General features: G+C 54.8%; 20 protein-coding genes. 10 read left to right on the top strand and 10 right to left on the bottom strand.

From position 1 onward, the window contains the following. Window positions 1-118 precede the first annotated feature (118 nt). From arsK to C5J24_RS02205, 8 genes are all read right to left on the bottom strand, one after another. Window positions 119-1,345: an arsenite efflux MFS transporter ArsK gene (gene arsK / locus C5J24_RS02240; protein WP_105415258.1), complete on the bottom strand. Its 1,227-nt coding sequence runs from the start codon at window positions 1,343-1,345 to the stop codon at window positions 119-121. Further along, complete coding sequence (locus C5J24_RS02235; RefSeq protein WP_105416572.1) at window positions 1,342-2,736, bottom strand: NAD(P)-binding domain-containing protein; 1,395 nt, start codon at window positions 2,734-2,736, stop codon at window positions 1,342-1,344. Before C5J24_RS02235 ends, arsK begins: the two co-directional genes overlap by 4 nt. Window positions 2,737-2,792: 56 nt before the next feature. Then, window positions 2,793-3,113, bottom strand: a complete 321-nt coding sequence (locus tag C5J24_RS02230) for a helix-turn-helix transcriptional regulator (protein WP_105415256.1) — start codon at window positions 3,111-3,113, stop codon at window positions 2,793-2,795. 62 nt (window positions 3,114-3,175) lie between these two features. Next, window positions 3,176-3,886: an arsenical resistance protein ArsH gene (arsH, locus tag C5J24_RS02225; RefSeq protein ID WP_256427112.1), complete on the bottom strand. Its 711-nt coding sequence runs from the start codon at window positions 3,884-3,886 to the stop codon at window positions 3,176-3,178. Beyond that, window positions 3,879-4,304 (bottom strand): arsenate reductase (glutaredoxin), encoded by a 426-nt coding sequence (arsC, locus tag C5J24_RS02220; RefSeq protein ID WP_205836911.1) that lies wholly within the window; start codon window positions 4,302-4,304, stop codon window positions 3,879-3,881. The genes arsH and arsC overlap by 8 nt, the downstream gene beginning before the upstream one ends. Window positions 4,305-4,306: 2 nt before the next feature. Further along, window positions 4,307-5,011 (bottom strand): MIP/aquaporin family protein, encoded by a 705-nt coding sequence (locus C5J24_RS02215; protein WP_105415252.1) that lies wholly within the window; start codon window positions 5,009-5,011, stop codon window positions 4,307-4,309. Beyond that, window positions 5,008-5,517 (bottom strand): arsenate reductase ArsC, encoded by a 510-nt coding sequence (locus tag C5J24_RS02210; RefSeq protein WP_105415250.1) that lies wholly within the window; start codon window positions 5,515-5,517, stop codon window positions 5,008-5,010. Before C5J24_RS02210 ends, C5J24_RS02215 begins: the two co-directional genes overlap by 4 nt. A 105-nt stretch (window positions 5,518-5,622) precedes the next feature. Continuing rightward, entirely contained in the window at window positions 5,623-5,973 is a 351-nt protein-coding gene (locus C5J24_RS02205; RefSeq protein ID WP_046633800.1) for a helix-turn-helix transcriptional regulator, read from the bottom strand. Window positions 5,974-6,174: 201 nt separating this feature from the next. On the opposite strand from C5J24_RS02205, the gene C5J24_RS02200 reads away from it, so the two are divergent. From C5J24_RS02200 to C5J24_RS02170, 7 genes are all read left to right on the top strand, one after another. After that, window positions 6,175-7,311, top strand: a complete 1,137-nt coding sequence (locus tag C5J24_RS02200) for an acyltransferase (RefSeq protein ID WP_105415248.1) — start codon at window positions 6,175-6,177, stop codon at window positions 7,309-7,311. Between the two features lie 524 nt (window positions 7,312-7,835). Further along, window positions 7,836-9,113, top strand: coding sequence for a radical SAM/SPASM domain-containing protein (locus C5J24_RS02195; RefSeq protein WP_172723821.1), 1,278 nt, complete (start codon window positions 7,836-7,838; stop codon window positions 9,111-9,113). Window positions 9,114-9,181: 68 nt separating this feature from the next. After that, window positions 9,182-9,406, top strand: coding sequence for a hypothetical protein (locus C5J24_RS02190; RefSeq protein WP_105415246.1), 225 nt, complete (start codon window positions 9,182-9,184; stop codon window positions 9,404-9,406). A gap of 652 nt (window positions 9,407-10,058) precedes the next feature. Next, entirely contained in the window at window positions 10,059-10,976 is a 918-nt protein-coding gene (locus C5J24_RS02185; RefSeq protein WP_105415245.1) for a hypothetical protein, read from the top strand. Further along, window positions 10,973-11,497: a hypothetical protein gene (locus C5J24_RS02180; protein ID WP_205836910.1), complete on the top strand. Its 525-nt coding sequence runs from the start codon at window positions 10,973-10,975 to the stop codon at window positions 11,495-11,497. The genes C5J24_RS02185 and C5J24_RS02180 overlap by 4 nt, the downstream gene beginning before the upstream one ends. Before the next feature lie 178 nt (window positions 11,498-11,675). Further along, window positions 11,676-11,996: a hypothetical protein gene (locus C5J24_RS02175; RefSeq protein ID WP_105415244.1), complete on the top strand. Its 321-nt coding sequence runs from the start codon at window positions 11,676-11,678 to the stop codon at window positions 11,994-11,996. After that, window positions 11,986-13,104 carry an ImmA/IrrE family metallo-endopeptidase gene (locus C5J24_RS02170; RefSeq protein ID WP_105415242.1) on the top strand — a complete coding sequence of 373 codons (1,119 nt, stop codon included), beginning with the start codon at window positions 11,986-11,988 and terminating at the stop codon, window positions 13,102-13,104. Before C5J24_RS02175 ends, C5J24_RS02170 begins: the two co-directional genes overlap by 11 nt. On the opposite strand, the gene C5J24_RS02165 is transcribed toward C5J24_RS02170, so the two are convergent. Both C5J24_RS02165 and C5J24_RS02160 read right to left on the bottom strand, forming a co-directional pair. Continuing rightward, window positions 13,094-14,026: a hypothetical protein gene (locus tag C5J24_RS02165; protein WP_105415240.1), complete on the bottom strand. Its 933-nt coding sequence runs from the start codon at window positions 14,024-14,026 to the stop codon at window positions 13,094-13,096. The two genes, C5J24_RS02170 and C5J24_RS02165, sit on opposite strands and share 11 nt — an antisense overlap. Continuing rightward, window positions 14,023-15,039, bottom strand: coding sequence for a thymidylate synthase (locus C5J24_RS02160; RefSeq protein ID WP_105415238.1), 1,017 nt, complete (start codon window positions 15,037-15,039; stop codon window positions 14,023-14,025). Before C5J24_RS02160 ends, C5J24_RS02165 begins: the two co-directional genes overlap by 4 nt. Before the next feature lie 181 nt (window positions 15,040-15,220). On the opposite strand from C5J24_RS02160, the gene C5J24_RS02155 reads away from it, so the two are divergent. The 3 genes from C5J24_RS02155 (at window position 15,221) to C5J24_RS02145 (ending at window position 17,836) form a co-directional block, all read left to right on the top strand. Further along, window positions 15,221-16,102: a YDG/SRA domain-containing protein gene (locus C5J24_RS02155; protein WP_105415236.1), complete on the top strand. Its 882-nt coding sequence runs from the start codon at window positions 15,221-15,223 to the stop codon at window positions 16,100-16,102. Window positions 16,103-16,313: 211 nt separating this feature from the next. Further along, entirely contained in the window at window positions 16,314-16,946 is a 633-nt protein-coding gene (locus C5J24_RS02150) for a recombinase family protein (RefSeq protein WP_105415234.1), read from the top strand. Further along, window positions 16,934-17,836: a hypothetical protein gene (locus C5J24_RS02145; RefSeq protein WP_105415232.1), complete on the top strand. Its 903-nt coding sequence runs from the start codon at window positions 16,934-16,936 to the stop codon at window positions 17,834-17,836. The genes C5J24_RS02150 and C5J24_RS02145 overlap by 13 nt, the downstream gene beginning before the upstream one ends. Window positions 17,837-17,992: the final 156 nt, after the last annotated feature.

Below are 17,992 nucleotides of genomic sequence, written 5' to 3'. Positions count from 1 at the left end.
ATCACGCCATCGGCCGTCAGCCAGACATTGGGCCGGAACGCGCGACCCAAAGCTTTGTTCCGAGCAAAAGCGGTACGGGTCTAGCCGAAATTCCGGGCCCTGGGCGCAGGGCGAGCAATCATCGACTTGAAGCCTCCGGAATGGACACGCGTGCGCGCAGCCGGATTGTCATGACAATTCCAAGAAACGCTAAGGTCGCAATCGTCCCGATCGCCACTGTCCACCAGATAGATGGCACGACACCTATCCCCGCCAGCAAGATCGACATCGCGAGCGGAGCGACGGCGGACATCATCTGCTTGGCCGACGTCACCCAGCCCATGCGGCTGCCGTAACCGGCCTTGCCGAACAACTCCAGCGGCAGGGTACCACTCACGATGCTTGTCAATCCGGAACCAAGTCCGAAGCAGACGGCGAACAGGATGGCACCTGGGACGGATGGCGTCGTCAACATGAGGATCGCCAGGCCGGACGGGATCAGCGCCGTGGCAATCACCGCCAGCCATCTTTGCGGCAATTCGCGGCCGAAGACCAGGTTGATCAGGCGACTGGCCACCTGCGAAGGACCGAACAGAGAGGCGACGACAAGGCCCGCGGCTCCCATACCCAGCGCCTGGGTCAGCGGGACCATGTGAACGAGGATGGCGGACAACGCATATCCTTCGATGGCGAAGCCAAACAGCATCAGGAAGAACAGCAGATTCCTGTTTGCAACTGCGCGGACCGGCGCGGCCGTCGGAGGTATCGCTTTGGACGCGGACACGGCACTGGTTGTCAGACGCGCCAGGGCGAGATGGACGGGAAAGCAGACGGCCAGGTTCATAGCCGCGAAGGCCAAGTAGATTTCACGCCACGACAGGAAACCGTGCATCCAGGACGTCAGGGGCCAGAACATAGACGACGCGAACCCGGCCATCAGTGTCAGGTGAACGATCGAGGTCTGGGCCTTTTTTCCTCCCGCCTGCACGATGGCGGTGAACGCCGTCGCGTAGAGAACCGCAACGGAAACCACTTCCGTCAACGCCAGCGAAACGGCAAAGGTCAGCGGCCCCGACGACACGGCCATCATCACCAGGCAGGCGGCGGCCAGCAGCGATCCTGCGGCCATCAGGCGTCCCGCGCCAATCCGGTCGGCAAGGGTTCCCGAAAGCGGAGCGGCGAGGCTGCCGGCCAGCAGTGCGATCGAAAACGCTCCGAACACCCACTGTTCCGATCGCCCGATGTCGCGGGCAATCTCCGGAACCAGAATACTGAAGGCATAATAAAGGGTGCCGTAGCCGATGTTCTGCGAGGCTCCAAGGCCAATCAGGGCCCAGAGCGGCAACTTCTGTTCGTTGGGCATCATGCGTGCTCGGTTTCGACCTTTGTCTCGCCGCAACCGCAGCCAGTCCTGCCTTCGGATTTGACTTCGGCGTCAGCGACACAACATGCGTCTACCGTAGCAGGGGCCGGACCTCCGCAACATCCCGAAGACGTCGAGATCCGCGGAATAGCGGCGCAGACGCCTGTTTCGGGAAGCACGAGTTCGACACGTCGCGCGGCGGCATGATCACCAGCGAGTTCCGCGACGACAGACCGCACCTGCTCGTAACCCGTCCTCATCAGGAAGGTCGGTGCCCGGCCGTAAGACTTCGATCCCACGATGTAGAAATCCGTCTCCGGATGCGACAGTTCGTCGACCCCGTGCGGGGGGACGGTGCCACAGGAATGAAGGTTCGGGTCGATAAGAGGAGCCAGTGCCGGCGGCGCCTCAACGGCCGGATCGACGCTCAGCCGCAGCTCTCTCAGGAACGAGAAGTCAGGACGGAATCCGGTGGCTACAATGACCTGATCCAATTCCAGTTCAATCGCCTCCCCATCGGCGGTCGCGGTCACGACGACCTTGTCATTTCTCCTGGTGATGCCGCTTGCCGAAAAGGACGTGAGCATCTTGAGCTTTCCCGCATCCATGGCCTTCTTCGCCGCAAGACCAAGAGCGCCCCGTTCTGGCAGTTGGTCGTTCAGACCGCCGCCCAGCAGCTTGGCAACGCCGTGATTACGAAGCGCCCAATGGATTTCGGTAGACGGGTTGGTCTGCTGAAGCTCCAGCAGCGCAAGGGCGACATTGATCGCCGAATGGCCGCTTCCCACCACAAGCGTCCGCTTGCCCACGAAGTCCGAGCGCCTGGCCCCGATAACGTCCGGTATGCCGTAGGAAACCGGCCCGCCTGCACTCTCGCCAAGGACTGGAATGCCGTTTACGCCCATCGGGTTCGGTTGCGTCCATGTGCCGGAGGCATCGATCACTGCCCGCGCGACGACCTCGTGTTCCCCCTCACCGTCCCGGTATCGGATTGCGAACGGCGCCTCCGAGCGGCCCCCGGAAGAAACCTTGTCCAGGCCCCGGCGGGCGACGGCCGTGACGGTCGCGCCGAGCTTTATCGCCTGCTCGATCGCCGGAACGCGCGATAGAGGCAGCAGGTAGTCATCGACGATCTCGCGCCCGGTCGGCAAGTAGTCAGGCGAAGGAGCGGCCCAGCCATTGCTCTCCAGTAGTCGCCGGGCGGCGTCATCGATATTGTACTTCCATGGCGAGAACACCCGGACGTGGCCCCACTCAAGAAGCGCGGTCCCGACCGAATCTCCCCTTTCGAAAATGACCGGCGTCATGCCAGCTTCAAGCAACCTTGCCGCCGCCGCCAGACCGACCGGACCCGCGCCGACAATCGCGACGGGAAACGTGTCATTCGACTTCATTTTGATCTCCATCGATATTTCTGGAAGTTTCGAAATTATCATATAAAAAAATGCGGTCAGGCGACGACCCTGGTCCTTGGCCCATCGCATCCCTGGTCAGCGCAGCACTCGTCGACGAGGTAGCCGATCAGCGCATTCATGTGGTTGTAGTTGGCGGTACAGATCAGCGTCGTCGCCTGACGGTCCTGAACGACCAGCCCGGTGTCGACCAGACGCTTCAGATGGTGGGAGAGGGTTGACCCCGGAATCTCGAGTTTCTCCTGAAGACGACCGACCGGAAGACCTTCCTCGCCCGCGCGAACCAGGGCACGGTAGATCTGGAGGCGGGTGACGTTGCCGAGGGCTTCGAGCTGAGATGCGGCTTTTTCGATGTTCATGGAAATAGGGTAACGGTGAAACCCGGAGTGGTCAATACTATTTCCACAATCATCGAAATATGTCAGATCGATTTGAGCTTGACCCTGCTTTCAAGCTTCTCGGCGTCTTCTTTGCGTTCGCTGTAGCGATCGGTGAGGTAAGCCGACGCGTCCCTCGTCAACAGGGTGAACTTGACCAGTTCTTCACAGACGTCGACGACACGGTCGTAATAGGAGGACGGCTTCATCCGTCCGTCGGCGTCGAACTCCTGGTAGGCCTTCGCAACCGACGACTGGTTCGGAATGGTGATCATCCGCATCCACCGTCCTAGGATACGCATCTGGTTCACGGCGTTGAAGGACTGGCTCCCGCCGGAAACCTCCATGACCGCCAGGGTCTTTCCCTGTGTCGGTCGGATCGAACCGAGAGCCAGGGGAACCCAGTCGATCTGCGCCTTCATGATCCCGGTCATTGCGCCGTGGCGCTCAGGGCTGACCCAAACCTGGCCCTCCGACCATTGCGATAGCTCCCGCAGTTCCTGGACCTTGGGATGGCTGACGGGCGCCTCGTCCGGAAGCGGCAGGCCTCGCGGGTCGTATACCCGAACTTCGCACCCGAAATGCTCCAGGAGGCGCCGGGCCTCGTGCGCGAGAAATCGGCTGTACGACACCTCGCGCAGGGATCCATAGAGGATCAGGATGCGCGGCTTGTGCGTCGAGAACGCAGGGCGCAGCGCATCGGGATCGGGCATGCAGAAATATTCGGGCGATGCGGCAGGAAAAGTTTCAGGCAATACGCTTTCCTTCGTCGTCGAGGACGCGTTCGCCGTCTTCCTTTGTGAACGGCCCCTTGAACGCGTCCGCAGGCAGGACATCCAAGATCAGCTCGGACGGCCGCGACAGGCGCGTACCCATCGGCGTGACGACGAACGGTCGGTTGATCAGGATCGGGTCTTTCAGCATCGCGTCGAGAAGCTGGTCGTCGGTCAGCTCCGGATTGTCGAGGCCAAGTTCCATGTAGGGTGTACCCTTTTCCCGGATCGCCTGGCGGACGGTCAATCCAGCGTCAGCGATCATCCGGACGAGCTGCTCGCGGGTCGGCGGGTTTTTCAGATACTCGATTACCGTTGGCTCGATGCCGGCGTGCTGGATCAGCTCCAGAGTGTTTCGGGAGGTACCGCAGGCGGGGTTGTGATAGATGGTGACGTCCATGATCAGTCGGCTCCTTGAGCGATGATAGGGGGAACTTCGTTGCGGCGTTCGGCAAATAGCCATCCCGCAAGTGCGGCGGCGATGAGCGCTCCGAGGATCTGGGCAACGATGAAACCCGGCAGATCGGTGGGGCGAATGCCGGAGAAAGTATCGGTGATGCTCCGTGCAATGGCGACCGCCGGATTGGCGAAGGATGTGGATGCGGTGAACCAGTAGGCTGCCGTTATATAGAGACCCACCAGCAGAGGGATCGCGTCGACCCTGAAGCGCAAGCCGCCGAGAATGGTAAGCAGCAAACCGAAAGTCGCAACCGCTTCCGCGATCCATTGAGCCGATCCCGTACGGATCGTTCCTGACATTTGGAGGAGCGAAAGGTCGAACATCGCATGAGCGACCAACGTTCCGGACACGCCGCCGGCTATCTGTGCCAGGATGTAAGGGGTGACCAAAGCGACCTTGAATTCCCGGCGCACGGCGAAAACCATCGTCACGACGGGATTGAAGTGTGCTCCCGAGATCGGACCGAGAATGGTGATCAGCACGAACAGGATTGCTCCGGTCGGTATCGTATTGCCCAGCAGGGACATGGCCGTATCGTCGGTGAGGCGATCCGCCATGATGCCCGAACCGACGACGGTTGCGACGAGGATTGCGGTGCCGAGGGCCTCCGCGACCAGACGGCGTCCAAGATCGACGGCCACGCTCATTCGGCCTTCTGGGAGCTGCGGCCGATCTCGTCCAGCCGTTTCTGGAGTGCCAGCTTGTCGAGGCTTGTCATCGGCAGACTGGTGAAGATGGAGAGACGGTTGTTGAGCATCCGGTACGTGTCGTCGAAAGCGAAGTGCTTTTCGGCTCCGGTCCCCTCGGCGGCGGCGGGATCGGGAACGCCCCAATGGGCGGTCATCGGCTGTCCCGGCCAAACCGGGCACGCCTCGTTGGCGGCGTTGTCGCAGACGGTAAACACGAAGTCCATCTGCGGAGCGCCCGGAGCCGCGAACTCCTCCCAGTTCTTCGAGCGGGCGAAGCTGGTATCGTGGTTCAGGGTCTTCAGGAGCTGGAGCGTGTAAGGGTGGACCTCGCCTTTCGGCTGGGAGCCGGCCGAATAGGCCTTGAACCTGCCCTGGCCGACCCTGTTGAGGATGGCCTCCGCGATGATGGAGCGGGCGGAGTTCCCGGTGCAGAGGAAGAGGACGTTGTAGGTGCGATCAGACATGACGATTGTCCCTGGTGACGTTGTTCCGACTGGCTTGTTTCTGTTTTCCGCTTCAGATGCTCCGGACCGACCGCCAAGCACGATCGCACCGGCCGCTTCGAGCAGTCATGCCTTCACCGCAGCGGGAGCGCAGCAGGCGGCAACCTCCACGGCGGGAGCGCAAATTTCCGGATGGCCGGCGCAGCAGTCCTCCATCAGAAAGCGCACCAGATCGCCGAGGACCTCGATATTCGCCCTGTAGATGATCGAGCGCGATTCACGCTGCTGGAGGATCAGGCCCGAGTGTTCGAGCTCCTTGAGATGAAACGAAATATTGGACGCCGACACCCCTGCCCGCTCGGCAATCAAACCCGCGGCCATGCCCTCGGGCCCGGCGACAACCAGCATCCGGACAATGTGCAGTCGCGTTTCTTGCGAGAGGGCACCGAAGGCGCCTAGAGCCTGCTGTTGATTCAACATTCATACAATCCTTGAAATGTTGAATCAGGGATACTCCAGTGAGGCGGTGTTTGCAAGAGGACCACCGGTGGTGGGGTGCTGGCATAACCAAAATCCGCAAGTACCCTGTGATCTTAACTCTCACACTCGTTGGATCATCCGGTTGCTGTAATCGTCTAGATGGTGCACGAATACTGCATTTCGATCGGAGGCAACCTAATGACCGAAACTGCGCCAAACCGCATTGAGTGCCTGGATGGATTGCGAGGTATCGCGGCGCTATGGGTTTTGATAGGTCATGCGCACCTCTTGACCCGGTTCCGGGTGCCTTTAATCGGGGATCCGGACCTTGGCGTAGATCTCTTCATTGTCCTTTCTGGCTTCTTGATGGTGTTTCATTATCGGCTGCGGGAAGCGAAGGAACCATGGGAGCTACCATCCACGTGGCGAACATTTTGGCTGCGCCGCTTTTTTAGGATCGCGCCGCTCTATTACATCATGTTGATTTTTGCGATTGCCCTCGGCCCCGCGATCTACGAGGCGCGGGTAGTGATCGACGCTTACAACTCCGTTCCGGTGCAGCCGGCAGGGCGTTACCTCGATCAAAGCTTCTGGAATTGGGTGGCGCATCTGACATTCGCGTTCGGCACCATGCCGGGATATGCATATCGAACTGCGCTCCCTGATTGGAGTATCGGCCTTGAAATGCAGTTCTACCTCGTGCTTCCGTTTGTGATGCTCGTCATCAAACGTTTGAACCTCTTTGTGGGCATGGGTGCTGTTGTGTTCGCCGGCCTGGCTGCTGCGGTGATTTCCTATGCGCTTGGATATCGCTTCCCAATGCCTGCATTCTTGCCTTTGAAGATGCATGTCTTCGCGGTCGGCATTTTGATGGCAAGTGTTCTCGGCGCGGACGCGAAGCGTGTCTGGTTAGCCGCCGCTCTGTCGGCGGCGCTTATGTTGATCCCGATCGGCGGCGCAATGGGCGTAATCCATCACGGTGCGCGGCTGGCGATTGTCGGAGTGTTCTTCCTTCTCCTTCATCATCGTGTGGTGTGGCAACCACTCAGGCCGCTGCTGTCGAAGATCAGTAGCTTGCTTGGGAACAGGTTCTTCCATCTGCTCGGCGAGCTCTCGTTTGGCGCCTACCTCGCCCACCTTCTCGTGATGCAACCAGTTATCGCGTATCTTATCGCGAACCATCCGATGTCAAACCCGGCCCGATGGGCTACCGCGCTGGCGATTACCGTGCCGGTCACATATCTGATTGCTGCGATTGGATACAGATGGATTGAGATTCCCGGTCAGGCGCTGGGTAAAGCCCTAACGCGCAAGCGCGCGCTGGCAGCCGCCTAGCCCACCCTTGGAAATTCAATAAAATGGTGGGCCCGGAGGGAGGAAGCGGACACCCCGGCGTAAGCCAAGACTAGAAACAAAAACAAAGCCTTAAATGACTTTTGTGTACGTTTTCGAGCTTATTCTTGTGTACGCTACCAGCGAGAAATGTCAACATCATCGTACAGTTACACAACGTCAGCGATGCCAGCGAGATTGATCGAGTTAGAGAGATTTGAAGCTCCTGCGCAGCCTCTGAAAGTCCCTGCAAATAAGGCTTTCGCCACCGTCCGCTTGGTGTCGGGTGTACCAATGTCGTCAGCGGTTGGCGGTGATGTTGCGGAGGCTGTCTACGACAGTTGACCAAACCAGCCGATGCAGCAACTCTACTAAAGTGGTATCGCGCTCCAAAAATATTCTCTCAGGTTGCGCACGCAGAACTTGTATGCTATTAGTCTAATATGAGCACGAGGCGACTTAAATTCTCCCGTTACGTGTACGTCGCCGAAGACGAAGCCGGACATTTTTGTGTCCTGAACAGTTTCATGGGAGCTATACTAAAACTCCCGCGCTCCGAGATTTATGATGTTTCCATCCTGGAAAAACTAAAATCAAAATGGCGAAAGGAGGAAGTCTACGCCAACCCGGGTTGGGCTTCTGACGAAGTGACTTCGGCGTTACTGATTAACCGCTTGTTGTATTTCGAAGATTTTAATGAGCATGAAGCAGTTGAAGGTGTCCTTAACCAGGAAACGTCCAGTTCATTTCATTTGATTATTCTACCCCATGAAGATTGTAATTTCCGCTGCACCTATTGTTACGAGACTTTTGAGCGCGGGAAAATGTCACGGGGGGTCGTTGACGGCCTAAAAGCCTTTTCGGAGATCGATTTGCTAAGCGGACAGCGTGGCATAACAGTCTTCAACGTCAGCTGGTTTGGGGGGGAACCTTGCCTTGCACTCGATATTGTTGATGAGCTTTCCAGTCATTTTACGCAACTGTGCGAGAAGAGCGGTATTAATTACAGAAGCGGCATGACCACCAACGGGTTCTTTTTAAATAAGGCCACTATGGACCGGCTAACAAAAAATCGCGTTAGTCATTTCCAAGTAACGCTGGATGGGCCATCCAGAACACACGACTTGTCACGCCGTCGAAGAGGAGGTCAGGGCACCTTCGATGTAATATACAATAATCTAAAAGCGATAAATAAGTCGGATATTAAATCGACATTTACAATTAGAGTAAACGTGTCCCCTGACAATTACTTGGACGTTCCTGAATTAATCGGTATGTTCGCAAAAGATTTTCAAGGAGACGAGCGATTTTCTCTGGACTTCCATGGAGTCGGGCATTGGGGTGGACCACACGATGACGGATACCAAATTTTGGATGGAGGGACGGCATTCGACGTCTGTTTGAAATTGACTATGCAGGCTTGTGAAGCCGGATTGGCTCCGGAGCCGCAGAAACGGGTTTTGTGCTCACACGGCAGCGTTTGCTATGCGGGCAAAGAAAACTCGGTCGTGGTCGGTTCAGATGGAACACTTTATAAATGCACTGTGGCGTTTAGCGATGAACGGAACAAGGTAGGGCAACTCAAACAAAACGGGGAGCTTTTGATAGATAGCAGCAAGTGGCAACGATGGGTAGGAAGGACAGCCGGTCAGACAAAGTGCACTACATGCAGCTTTATGCCCTCATGCCAAGGTAAGAGCTGTCCGCTAGAAGCTTTGGATAAAGATGAACCGCCCTGCCCAATGACCGAGCTGCAACTCAGTGAGATGGTCCGCTTTGCGGTCGCATTTGGAGGCCGGAGTTAAAGACCAAAATGACCAATGGAAGGCGAGGGAAAAAGTCATCAGCAAAGGTGGGTAATCAGGAGGATACGATGGAACTGAAAGATAAAATGGTTTCAATTGTGGAGGCTCAACAACAAGTCTTCGCCGGGAAGCTCACAATCTGGAACGCTCGCTTGGAGGCGATGCTAGCCAGTGGCGATGTCCGAGGTGCGATTGAACATCTCGGAACCGCAGTTACCGACGCAAACAACTGCGGGTGCAACAACGGCTGTGGCGGGGTGGTCGGAGGACCAGGCGGAGGGGAACGCAGTTAGCTCAATCAGTCAATTAACGCCGCCAGCGGTGCGATCTTCACCGCTGCGCGGCCCGGACGCCGTCGCGATCAGCGCCTGCGCTTTTCTTCCGTCCCGCCAAGCATATTCACCTAAAGTGTTTAACCGAAATTACTGCCAACATCGCCTTGGCGTCACTTACCGCCTTATTGCAGCGATCATCCAAAATCTTCTGCCCAGCCAACAACGTTTACTCAACGGGTCGAATTGTCGCCGGGCATTACTTCAGAGCCATAAACTGCCTGCGTTTACCTGGACTCCTTTCCACACGGCAAAGCCAATCAGCCACGTCAGCTTCAAGAATGGCTCGGTGACCTGGATCACGCCACATCGAGCTTGGATATGGAAGCTTGGAGGGGGAAGAAGGCGCACACGATCCGAACTAGTGCCCCCAATCTCTGGCAAGTTCCGCAAAGCGTGCGGGGATGACTCCTTGGAACAACTTTGTCCGCTTCCCTCGAGATACCCATTCACGCCCTCTGTGCACAGCAAGTACCATTCTAGTCAGATCGCCTGGGACGGGCGCTGAAACCCACTTCAACCGCAAGGTTAAATTCTTGCTGTAAGCGGGAGTTCGGGTTCTAGCGTTGCTCCTAAAAGTTGATACTCTCTTCGGATCAACGCGAGATTCGATATGGCATTTTCAATTGGTTTGCGGGTTTATCAAGTCACTGTTTACCGGGAGAAGGACAAAGCTCCTTTAAAGCTCACCGAAGACGGCAGCGCCACGGACCTTTTCAGCTTCTTGTTGGATTTTGTCGGAAAGAGGGGTGTGGCCAGTGACCGAGAAGACTTGCAACGAAGCTGGTTTATGGAACAGCGCGGCACACCATCCAGTGAGTCCATACAGGGTTATGTAAATTACGGGACCTACGGGTTCGAGAGCAACCTTGTTGACCGAAAGACTAAGAAGAATAATTACCGCCGCAAACCCGGAGACCTAGAAGAAATACCACTATACTTCAAGTTTTGGATGCCTAAAGGAGAATCCTTTGGCCTGGCGGCATTCCAATCTTTTCAGGCACGTTCCTGCGTTCAGCTTGTCGTCGGCTCGGCATCTGAGATGTTCTCCACAAAATACAAGGGGTATAGGCTTTGGTTCCGTAAGCTAATGCCCGAGGATGTCAAATCGAGCGCGCTGTACTCGGCCCCCGTTAAGCAATTTACATTTGTCAAAAAGACTCTGCCCCAGACAAAGGAGGATCGATATTTGTTCGACGTTGATCCCGACGAGGTCGAATTTGAAGTCTCGATTAAGGCCAAGCGAAAGAGAAGCTTAGGCACATTCCTTTCTTTCAAAGAGAAGGCTGGTCAAAGCAGTTCTCTACTTAAATATGACGGCATCCAATTCGACGAAGCTAAAGCTGAGATAACGGTTGGAAAGAAAAGACGCACAGTTGGGGTGCTTGGCTACAACAGCGATGCAGGAGTGATCGAATTATCAGACAGTGTTCAATTAGGATCGGACGGACATCCCAACTATGAATCAATCCGTCTGGAAACGGACGCAATATTCAAGGATTTCCATTCAACTCTGGCGAAGGGAAAATGAAGGCAAACGTCTTTCATATCCTGCTGGCTCACTTAGCCACGATGAAGGTCGATGGTGAAAACCGTTACCATCGGCCAGATATTTTGTTGTTCTTCGCCGTTCCGCTTCTAGTCTGCATCTTTGTTTGGATCGTGGGCGGAAGGCTCGACAAGGACGCATTCAATGTTTCCATTTCGGTATTTGCCATATTCTCTGCCCTGTTACTTAACGTCCAAATAGCGCTTTTCAGCATCTATCAGCGCGAGTGGAAGGCCAAAGGCGACAGTATTTCGGCAGAAATACAACATGAAAAGGCCCGTTTGCGAAGAGAGCTTTTAGGAGAACTCAATACTAACATTTCCTACCTGATCGTTCTTTCGGTTTTTTCCGTCACTGTTTTCCTAATATTTTTTGTCTCAACCGATATGGACCTAATAGAAACACCCATTTCGGTATACTTATACGGGCATTTTCTTCTAACTTTATTGATGGTGATCAAGCGGGCACACGCTCTTTTCCAGAAGGAATATCAAGTTGAGTGACTGCCGGAGAAACCCTGAGCAGAATTTTGCTCTTGTGGAAAGCCGTCAAAGGAATCGCCAAGTGTACTGGACCTGCTTTACCAGGCACGCATATCGGGATGTATTTGCATTTTTTCCGAATACTTACAGAATAGCCTGCATCAGCGATTCGGGCACCAAGTTCCGACAAAGGCAGTGAATGGAGATCGCATTTTGTAGCCTTGAGCTGCGTGCGCTATTCGAGTCAGCCAAAGCCCTTAGATCAAAGTTTGGAACAGATGCGGCAGAGGCACTCATGACGCTTTTTTCTGAACTTCGAGCAGCAGACAGCGTTGACGAACTTATAGACATCGATATCAGTGACGCGCCCACAGGCACACATTCTATTATCTTATCCGCGAGTGATGACATGCGGTTAAGGATCGAGGCGAACCACGCCAAAATACCTATGGTCGACGGTAAGGTCGCGTGGGACAGAGTTTTCATGATAAAAATTATGGGCGTTCAACATGGCAGCTAATCAGACCAGCTTTGCTCCGGACTGGACAGCGGCACCAGGGCGGACAATCAGAAGGATAATGACTCGGCGTGGTTTGTCCGTTTACGAACTCGCGACAGAGATCAACGTTTCCGAAGCTAAAGCTGAAGCTTTGATCGAAGGGAACGTTCTGATCGACGAAGAATTGGCTGAACGTCTGAGTGCCGCTTTAGGTTCGTCTTCTTCTTTCTGGATTCGGAGGGAAAGTGATTATCGCAATGACCTGCGCCGTCTTCAGTCCACAGAAAGTAGGTCCGAGGCGCTTGATCAGTCTTGGGCGAAATCGTTCCCCATCAGAGACATGCAGAAATTTGGATGGCTTCCGGCAGCAGTTACAAAAAGTAATTGCGACCAGATACTGCGGGATTTCTTCGCTGTAGGTTCCATTCAAGCATGGCAGCAGCGTTTCGCCCCTACCACCGCCCTGGCCGCGTTCAGAACCTCGCCCACGTTTGAGTCCAATCCGGCGGCGGTTACTGCCTGGTTGCGGTGGGCGGAAATCCAAAGCGACACAATCCAGACGCGAGACTGGAATCCCGGCAGGCTAGCGACAAACCTGTCCCAAATGCGTGCGCTAACGCGACGAAATCACCCGTGTAAGTTTATCCCGGAACTCAAGCGGCTGTGTGCGGATTCCGGCATAGCCCTAGTTATCGCGCCAGCGCCAACGGGATGCCGGGCAAGCGGAGCCACCCGATTTCTGTCAACTAAAAAGGCTCTTGTCGTCTTAAGCTTGCGTTACAAATCAGACGATCATTTCTGGTTCACCTTCTTCCACGAGATTGGACACTTGGCCCTACACGCTAAAGACGCGCTGTTTCTCGAGGACGGCAGCGAGATTTCATCGAAAGAAGAGGATGAGGCTAATAAGTTCGCCGAGGAGGTATTGATACCGGCGGACCATCGTCAGAGATTGCAAGACCTCAGGCTGAGATCAGAGGATATTACTCGATTGTCGGTACGGCTGGGCATCTCCAGCGGAATCGTTGTTGGACAACTTCAGCACCTTGGGCGGCTCGGCCGCAACCAGATGAACCACCTCAAAAGGCGATACTCATGGAAAGAGTTTACAACCTCAGTCAGCCTCTAAAATATTCGTAATGCGTGGGGTTTTTCTGCCAATTGCAGAGAGAGTCTTCGAGCGCCTGCATCCCCACCTTAAGCGCTCCATCAATTAGAACCAATTTTTCGTCGAGAGCTTTAGGGCCGATTTTGGCGTCCGAACTTCCGCCCAAGAGCAGTCTCGCGCCCTTCTTGGGGCCAGTTGCATTATGCCAAAGGTAGGCGGAACCTGGTTCAATTGGTGCAATTCCTAGTTTCCCCAACATTGTAAGAAAATCGAAGCGACCCAATCTTCCAAATCTCCGCACGTCGTCCATCGACCGGTACAAGAAATCAAACACACTGTGTGGATTCTGCCCGACCTTTTGGTGAATTTCCCTGATCATGTTCTGATGGTTGCCAAAAGGTCGAACCCACCGGACATAGCTTTCGAAGACGGCAGCAGTTCCCTCCGCTGACGCCGCCTGAAGGCTCTCATACTTTCGGTGATTGCTAAAACGATGCCCTTTCAAATTCTGCTCATTAGCTTCCAACCAGGGTCTAAATCCTGTGGGGTCCTTAACAATAGTATCCCAGTCCCATCGACCGGGGCCGCCGAGCTTCCCGTAAATATTTCTGGCCAGGTCCCAACCGTTTTTGGAGTGCTTGCCAAAGTGAATTGCAATGAAAACGAGCCAATAAGCCTCGTCTATTTTCCCTGCTCGGGAGTTGAGCACCGCTGCCTTAAGTGGGTCAAAAAGGTCCGAGATAGGCTCCATACGAGCAGCAACATGCTTAGCATCCCGAATGTGGAACACATAGTCTATGCGCCTACGACTATCGAATAGTTGGCGAGAGAGGCAGTCGAAGTGGGAATCACTGGACAACCCAGGAAGCTTTATTATATTAAAGTCTACTTCATGGAGTTTTTTCTTAAAAATCTCTACTATTTCATCTTTACTATTGCTCATGATATTGCTTCCGTTTTTTGGACAACGCCTGGCAAGGTCAACTGCCCCGCTTGTTGTTCGCGTATGTCTGCTTCACGCCCACGGATGAATGCGTCGTATACTTTTGAATTCATCAGTTTCTTTTGGTCAACCACACCCCTTAAATTTTTGTGGTCGAACTGCCTTTTGATGAGCAGCAGCCTTGCGAGATCAATCCAATACGGCTCGATGCCTTGAATTTCAGGTAAAATGATACTCCCAGCCCTGATCGTTTCTTCGGCGTTTAGCAGCCACCCCATTGATGAAGAGGGAGAACCCTCCGGCATTGCGGGCATAGCAAGCTTTTCTTGCCACCCCGAAGCTAAGAACTGCTTCGCTGCTGTCTCGTCCCTATCGTAGAGATGTAGGCTGCCTACTGCGTGGCTATAAGTGCCCACATCGTGGCCAGTACTGCGTGCGACATACTCCTGGAGCATCGTGAACGCGAAGACGTCGTGTGGCAGGCCTCGGTAGGCATCATTGGAGCGCATAGATACAAGTGCGTGCAGTTTCCTGCCTCGTGCAAAGAACTGGATCGTGCAGGTACAGGGTACATCATTTTTTCCCATGTCTTCTCTGTCGAACAGTTGAATAACTGCTTGCCTCGTATCGTGCCGATCAGGAGTGTTGATCAGCTCAATAATGGTTTGCACCTGACTGGGAGATGGACCGAACAACCGAGGGCCGTATGCTCCCTCAGCCCGACTGGCTTCCTCCGGCAACTTGCAAAATTTTCGATAACTTGGGATGTAATATTCAACGAAATCAAGTTTATCCGAACCAGAAAAATACCAGAGCGTTTCGCCTAAGCAGCTGTGCAGAGTCGATCTTTGCTCTGTTCTACTAAATCGTGCCCGTGGATTTCTTAGTTTCAAAAGGACGGCAACGGCCTCCCTGTTCGAGCCTTTTGTCGGGCTAACTCGATTATTGCTTTTGAGCAACGCTCGGTAAACTGCACCGAGCAAATCGTCTAACGTGTCCTGCACCAAATACATGTCGGGAACCTGCTCGACCGAATCAAATATACGATACCCACTCAATCTAACCGAGAAATGCTGAACGAGACACTGCTTCGTTGAAGAGCTAACTGGCCCTTCCTGTTTCCGTGTTACCGTTGAGGGCCAATTAACTGAATAACCGTATCACAGGCGGAGCGGTGAATATGAAGGCGGCGTCATGGCTAGTGAATCAAAATTCGGATGCCCGGACGGAGTAAAGGTCGGAGACATATTCGCTAGTTACAAGGAAATGAACCAGAAGAGGGTTCACCGCTCCACGATGGGGGGAATCTCAGGAACGGAGAACGATGGCGCGGACTCGATAGTTATTTCGGGGGGCTACGCAGATGATATCGATTTCGGCGACGAGATAATCTACACGGGCCATGGCGGCCGAGATGGTTCCGGAAAGCAAATCAAAGATCAGGACCTGCGCAAAGGTAATCTCGCGCTTGTGCGAAACGAGATTGAAGGCATACCCGTACGTGTAATCCGTGGTGCAAATTTGGGCAGCGATTTTGCGCCATCCGCCGGATACAGATATGACGGCCTTTACAGGGTCGAGAGCCATTGGGCAGAACGCGGTTTAGCGGGCTTCCAAGTTTGGCGCTTTAGGTTGGTTCTCATGGGCGACCAGCACAGCTTCTCAGTACGCGTCGGCCCTGATGCAGATGGCGTGGCCGGGGGAAACCCGACGCCCGGTCGCAGAACGATCTTAACCCAACGTATAATCAGAGACACCAGGCAAGCCAAAGAACTCAAAAGGAGGTACCGCTATCGCTGCCAAGTTTGCGGAGACTTTATCGAAACTTCCGCTGGCCGGTACGCTGAAGCTGCCCACATCCGACCCCTAGGCCTACCACACAACGGCCCTGACGTATCAGCGAACATCCTTTGTCTTTGCCCGAACCATCACGTCATGTTCGATTTCGGCGTATTCACCATCAATGACGATCACACCCTGAACGGCATCGAAGGCCGCCTGACCGTGAGAAAATGGCATAACGTCTCACGTGATCATCTGCGGTACCATCGGGAGCACTTTTCCGTTGCCAAGTGATGAGATTTCGCTTGGTCACACTCTTGGACCGCCTCTGTTTCGATATCCACTTCAATCCGTAAGCTGTGGATGGAAACTGAAGCTGCAGCCCGCAGGGGCATACCCTCGCGGACGCTTGCCATTGATTGCCAGATGGCGTCCGCAAGGGTTGTTCCTTGCATCCGGACACCCCAGTCTCCGAACATTGCCCAATCGGACAGTTCGGGGTCCCATGCCAGTCATTTTCTACGCTCGCGTTTCCACTGCAGATCAAAACCTAGATCACCAGCTTGCCCAAGCTCAAGCAGCCGGTTTCGTTATTGATGAAATCATTGCCGACCATGGGGTATCAGGCGTCAGCACGAGTCTTTCCGAGCGTCCGCAAGGAAGGCGGCTCTTCGACAGGCTTCGGGCAGGCGATACCCTCGTCGTCCGGTGGGTTGACCGCCTCGGCCGCAATTACCGGGACGTAACCGATGCGATCCGCCACTTCATCCGCCAGGGCGTCATCATCCGAACAGTGATAAATGGCATGACATTCGACGGCGCGACTTCGGACCCCATGCAACAGGCGGTGCGCGATTCGCTCATTTCGTTCATGGCTGCGATGGCCCAGGCTCAAGCAGAGGTGACGAAGGAAGCGCAGAAGGCCGGTATCGCGGCGGCGAAATCCGATAGCCGCAAGTACCCCGGCAAAAAACCGAGTTACACCCGTGTCAAATTTGAAATGGTCCAGGAGATGCTGTCGACTGGTTCTGGGGCGTCCTTCATCGCCCGCGAGACAGGATTGTCGAGGCAGACAATTCTGCGGATCAAAACTGACCCTGTCGCGGCGGAGGCGGCCTTGACGCGATGGAGGCTGTGACCGGTCAGGCATCAGATGAATTTGCTCTCCAGGGAAATTTCCGCCCTCAACTCCCATTGTGTGCGCTGTCTTTTCTTAGTTGGTCTTATGCAACGCCGGGGGCGACCTTCCTCTCAAGGGAGATCGCCATGCAACAACACCAGCTCACGCCCGCCCAAAAGGTCAAAAGAAAAGCGCAAGAAGAACGTCGCCGCCGCGAACGACGGCAGCGCGAAGACGATTATCGACGGCGGATCGAGCGCCTGCGCCGCCAGATTGAAGAGGCTCGAAGACGCCGCCAGCGCCTCATGCTGGTGCTTCTGCTGGCGATCCTGGCCATGCAGGAATCGATTCTGGCCACATTTCGGCGCTCGTATATCGATTGGCCCGACCCTAACCCAGAGCGTGATTGGACGCCCGATCCAAGGAACGACTATACGCCCGCGCCAGATAACGATGACTACTGCGACGGCTACAGTTTCGAGCAGTGGACGCGTATGCTGAATGAGCGCGGTATCAAGCTCAGTCGCAAGGTAGAGCTTCAGGAGGCGTGGGAAGCCGATCCAGAGCGCAGGTTTTTTCCAGAACGCTATCAACTTTGGGGCCACAAGCCATACATCGGCCAGCTCATGTACGACCTCGCATTGCCATATTGGCGGGCCGATGCCTTCGCAGCGATTAAGCTACTTACACCCGTCGAGACGCACAAATATCTCGATGAGGCATACGCAACCGACCCCAGCGATCTTCGCCAGTGCCTCGCAGATCGTGACAGCGACATTGTCCAAGCGTTTCAGACTCGCGCCATTTTGTGGGAGGAACGCAAGCGCCGCGAAGCCGAAGAAGTAAAACGTGACAAGGAATTATCGCGAAAAAGCGACGGTGACCTAGGAATTCCTGAGCCAAATTGACGGGATTTTTCCGAGAATTCCTTGGTCGGAGACCTGCCGACTATTCGTGGCAAGGAGTTCTCTCGAAAATTCGACTGCGTCAAAGGAATTTGGAAGAAAATCATTGATTTTGAATTTTTAGTAGAATTCCTTTGCGAAAAATGGCTATTGACGGAA

It is taken from the genome of Neorhizobium sp. T25_27, from assembly GCF_002968565.1.
Classification (GTDB): Bacteria; Pseudomonadota; Alphaproteobacteria; order Rhizobiales; family Rhizobiaceae; genus Neorhizobium; species Neorhizobium tomejilense.
The sequence above is the reverse complement of the archived record's forward strand: the minus strand, read 5'-3'. Positions and strand labels throughout refer to the sequence as shown.

Excerpts from the sequence above, each read along its gene's own strand:
- C5J24_RS02155 (WP_105415236.1), top strand. The coding sequence starts at position 15,221 with ATGGCTAGTGAATCAAAATTCGGATGCCCGGACGGAGTAAAGGTCGGA.
- arsC (WP_205836911.1), bottom strand. The coding sequence starts at position 4,304 with ATGGACGTCACCATCTATCACAACCCCGCCTGCGGTACCTCCCGAAAC.
- C5J24_RS02190 (WP_105415246.1), top strand. The coding sequence starts at position 9,182 with ATGGAACTGAAAGATAAAATGGTTTCAATTGTGGAGGCTCAACAACAA.
- C5J24_RS02145 (WP_105415232.1), top strand. The coding sequence starts at position 16,934 with ATGGAGGCTGTGACCGGTCAGGCATCAGATGAATTTGCTCTCCAGGGA.
- C5J24_RS02235 (WP_105416572.1), bottom strand. The coding sequence starts at position 2,736 with ATGAAGTCGAATGACACGTTTCCCGTCGCGATTGTCGGCGCGGGTCCG.
- C5J24_RS02170 (WP_105415242.1), top strand. The coding sequence starts at position 11,986 with ATGGCAGCTAATCAGACCAGCTTTGCTCCGGACTGGACAGCGGCACCA.
- arsK (WP_105415258.1), bottom strand. The coding sequence starts at position 1,345 with ATGATGCCCAACGAACAGAAGTTGCCGCTCTGGGCCCTGATTGGCCTT.
- C5J24_RS02150 (WP_105415234.1), top strand. The coding sequence starts at position 16,314 with ATGCCAGTCATTTTCTACGCTCGCGTTTCCACTGCAGATCAAAACCTA.
- C5J24_RS02180 (WP_205836910.1), top strand. The coding sequence starts at position 10,973 with ATGAAGGCAAACGTCTTTCATATCCTGCTGGCTCACTTAGCCACGATG.
- C5J24_RS02160 (WP_105415238.1), bottom strand. The coding sequence starts at position 15,039 with ATGTATTTGGTGCAGGACACGTTAGACGATTTGCTCGGTGCAGTTTAC.
- C5J24_RS02210 (WP_105415250.1), bottom strand. The coding sequence starts at position 5,517 with ATGTCTGATCGCACCTACAACGTCCTCTTCCTCTGCACCGGGAACTCC.
- C5J24_RS02230 (WP_105415256.1), bottom strand. The coding sequence starts at position 3,113 with ATGAACATCGAAAAAGCCGCATCTCAGCTCGAAGCCCTCGGCAACGTC.
- C5J24_RS02195 (WP_172723821.1), top strand. The coding sequence starts at position 7,836 with ATGGGAGCTATACTAAAACTCCCGCGCTCCGAGATTTATGATGTTTCC.
- C5J24_RS02200 (WP_105415248.1), top strand. The coding sequence starts at position 6,175 with ATGACCGAAACTGCGCCAAACCGCATTGAGTGCCTGGATGGATTGCGA.
- C5J24_RS02215 (WP_105415252.1), bottom strand. The coding sequence starts at position 5,011 with ATGAGCGTGGCCGTCGATCTTGGACGCCGTCTGGTCGCGGAGGCCCTC.
- C5J24_RS02185 (WP_105415245.1), top strand. The coding sequence starts at position 10,059 with ATGGCATTTTCAATTGGTTTGCGGGTTTATCAAGTCACTGTTTACCGG.
- C5J24_RS02175 (WP_105415244.1), top strand. The coding sequence starts at position 11,676 with ATGGAGATCGCATTTTGTAGCCTTGAGCTGCGTGCGCTATTCGAGTCA.
- C5J24_RS02165 (WP_105415240.1), bottom strand. The coding sequence starts at position 14,026 with ATGAGCAATAGTAAAGATGAAATAGTAGAGATTTTTAAGAAAAAACTC.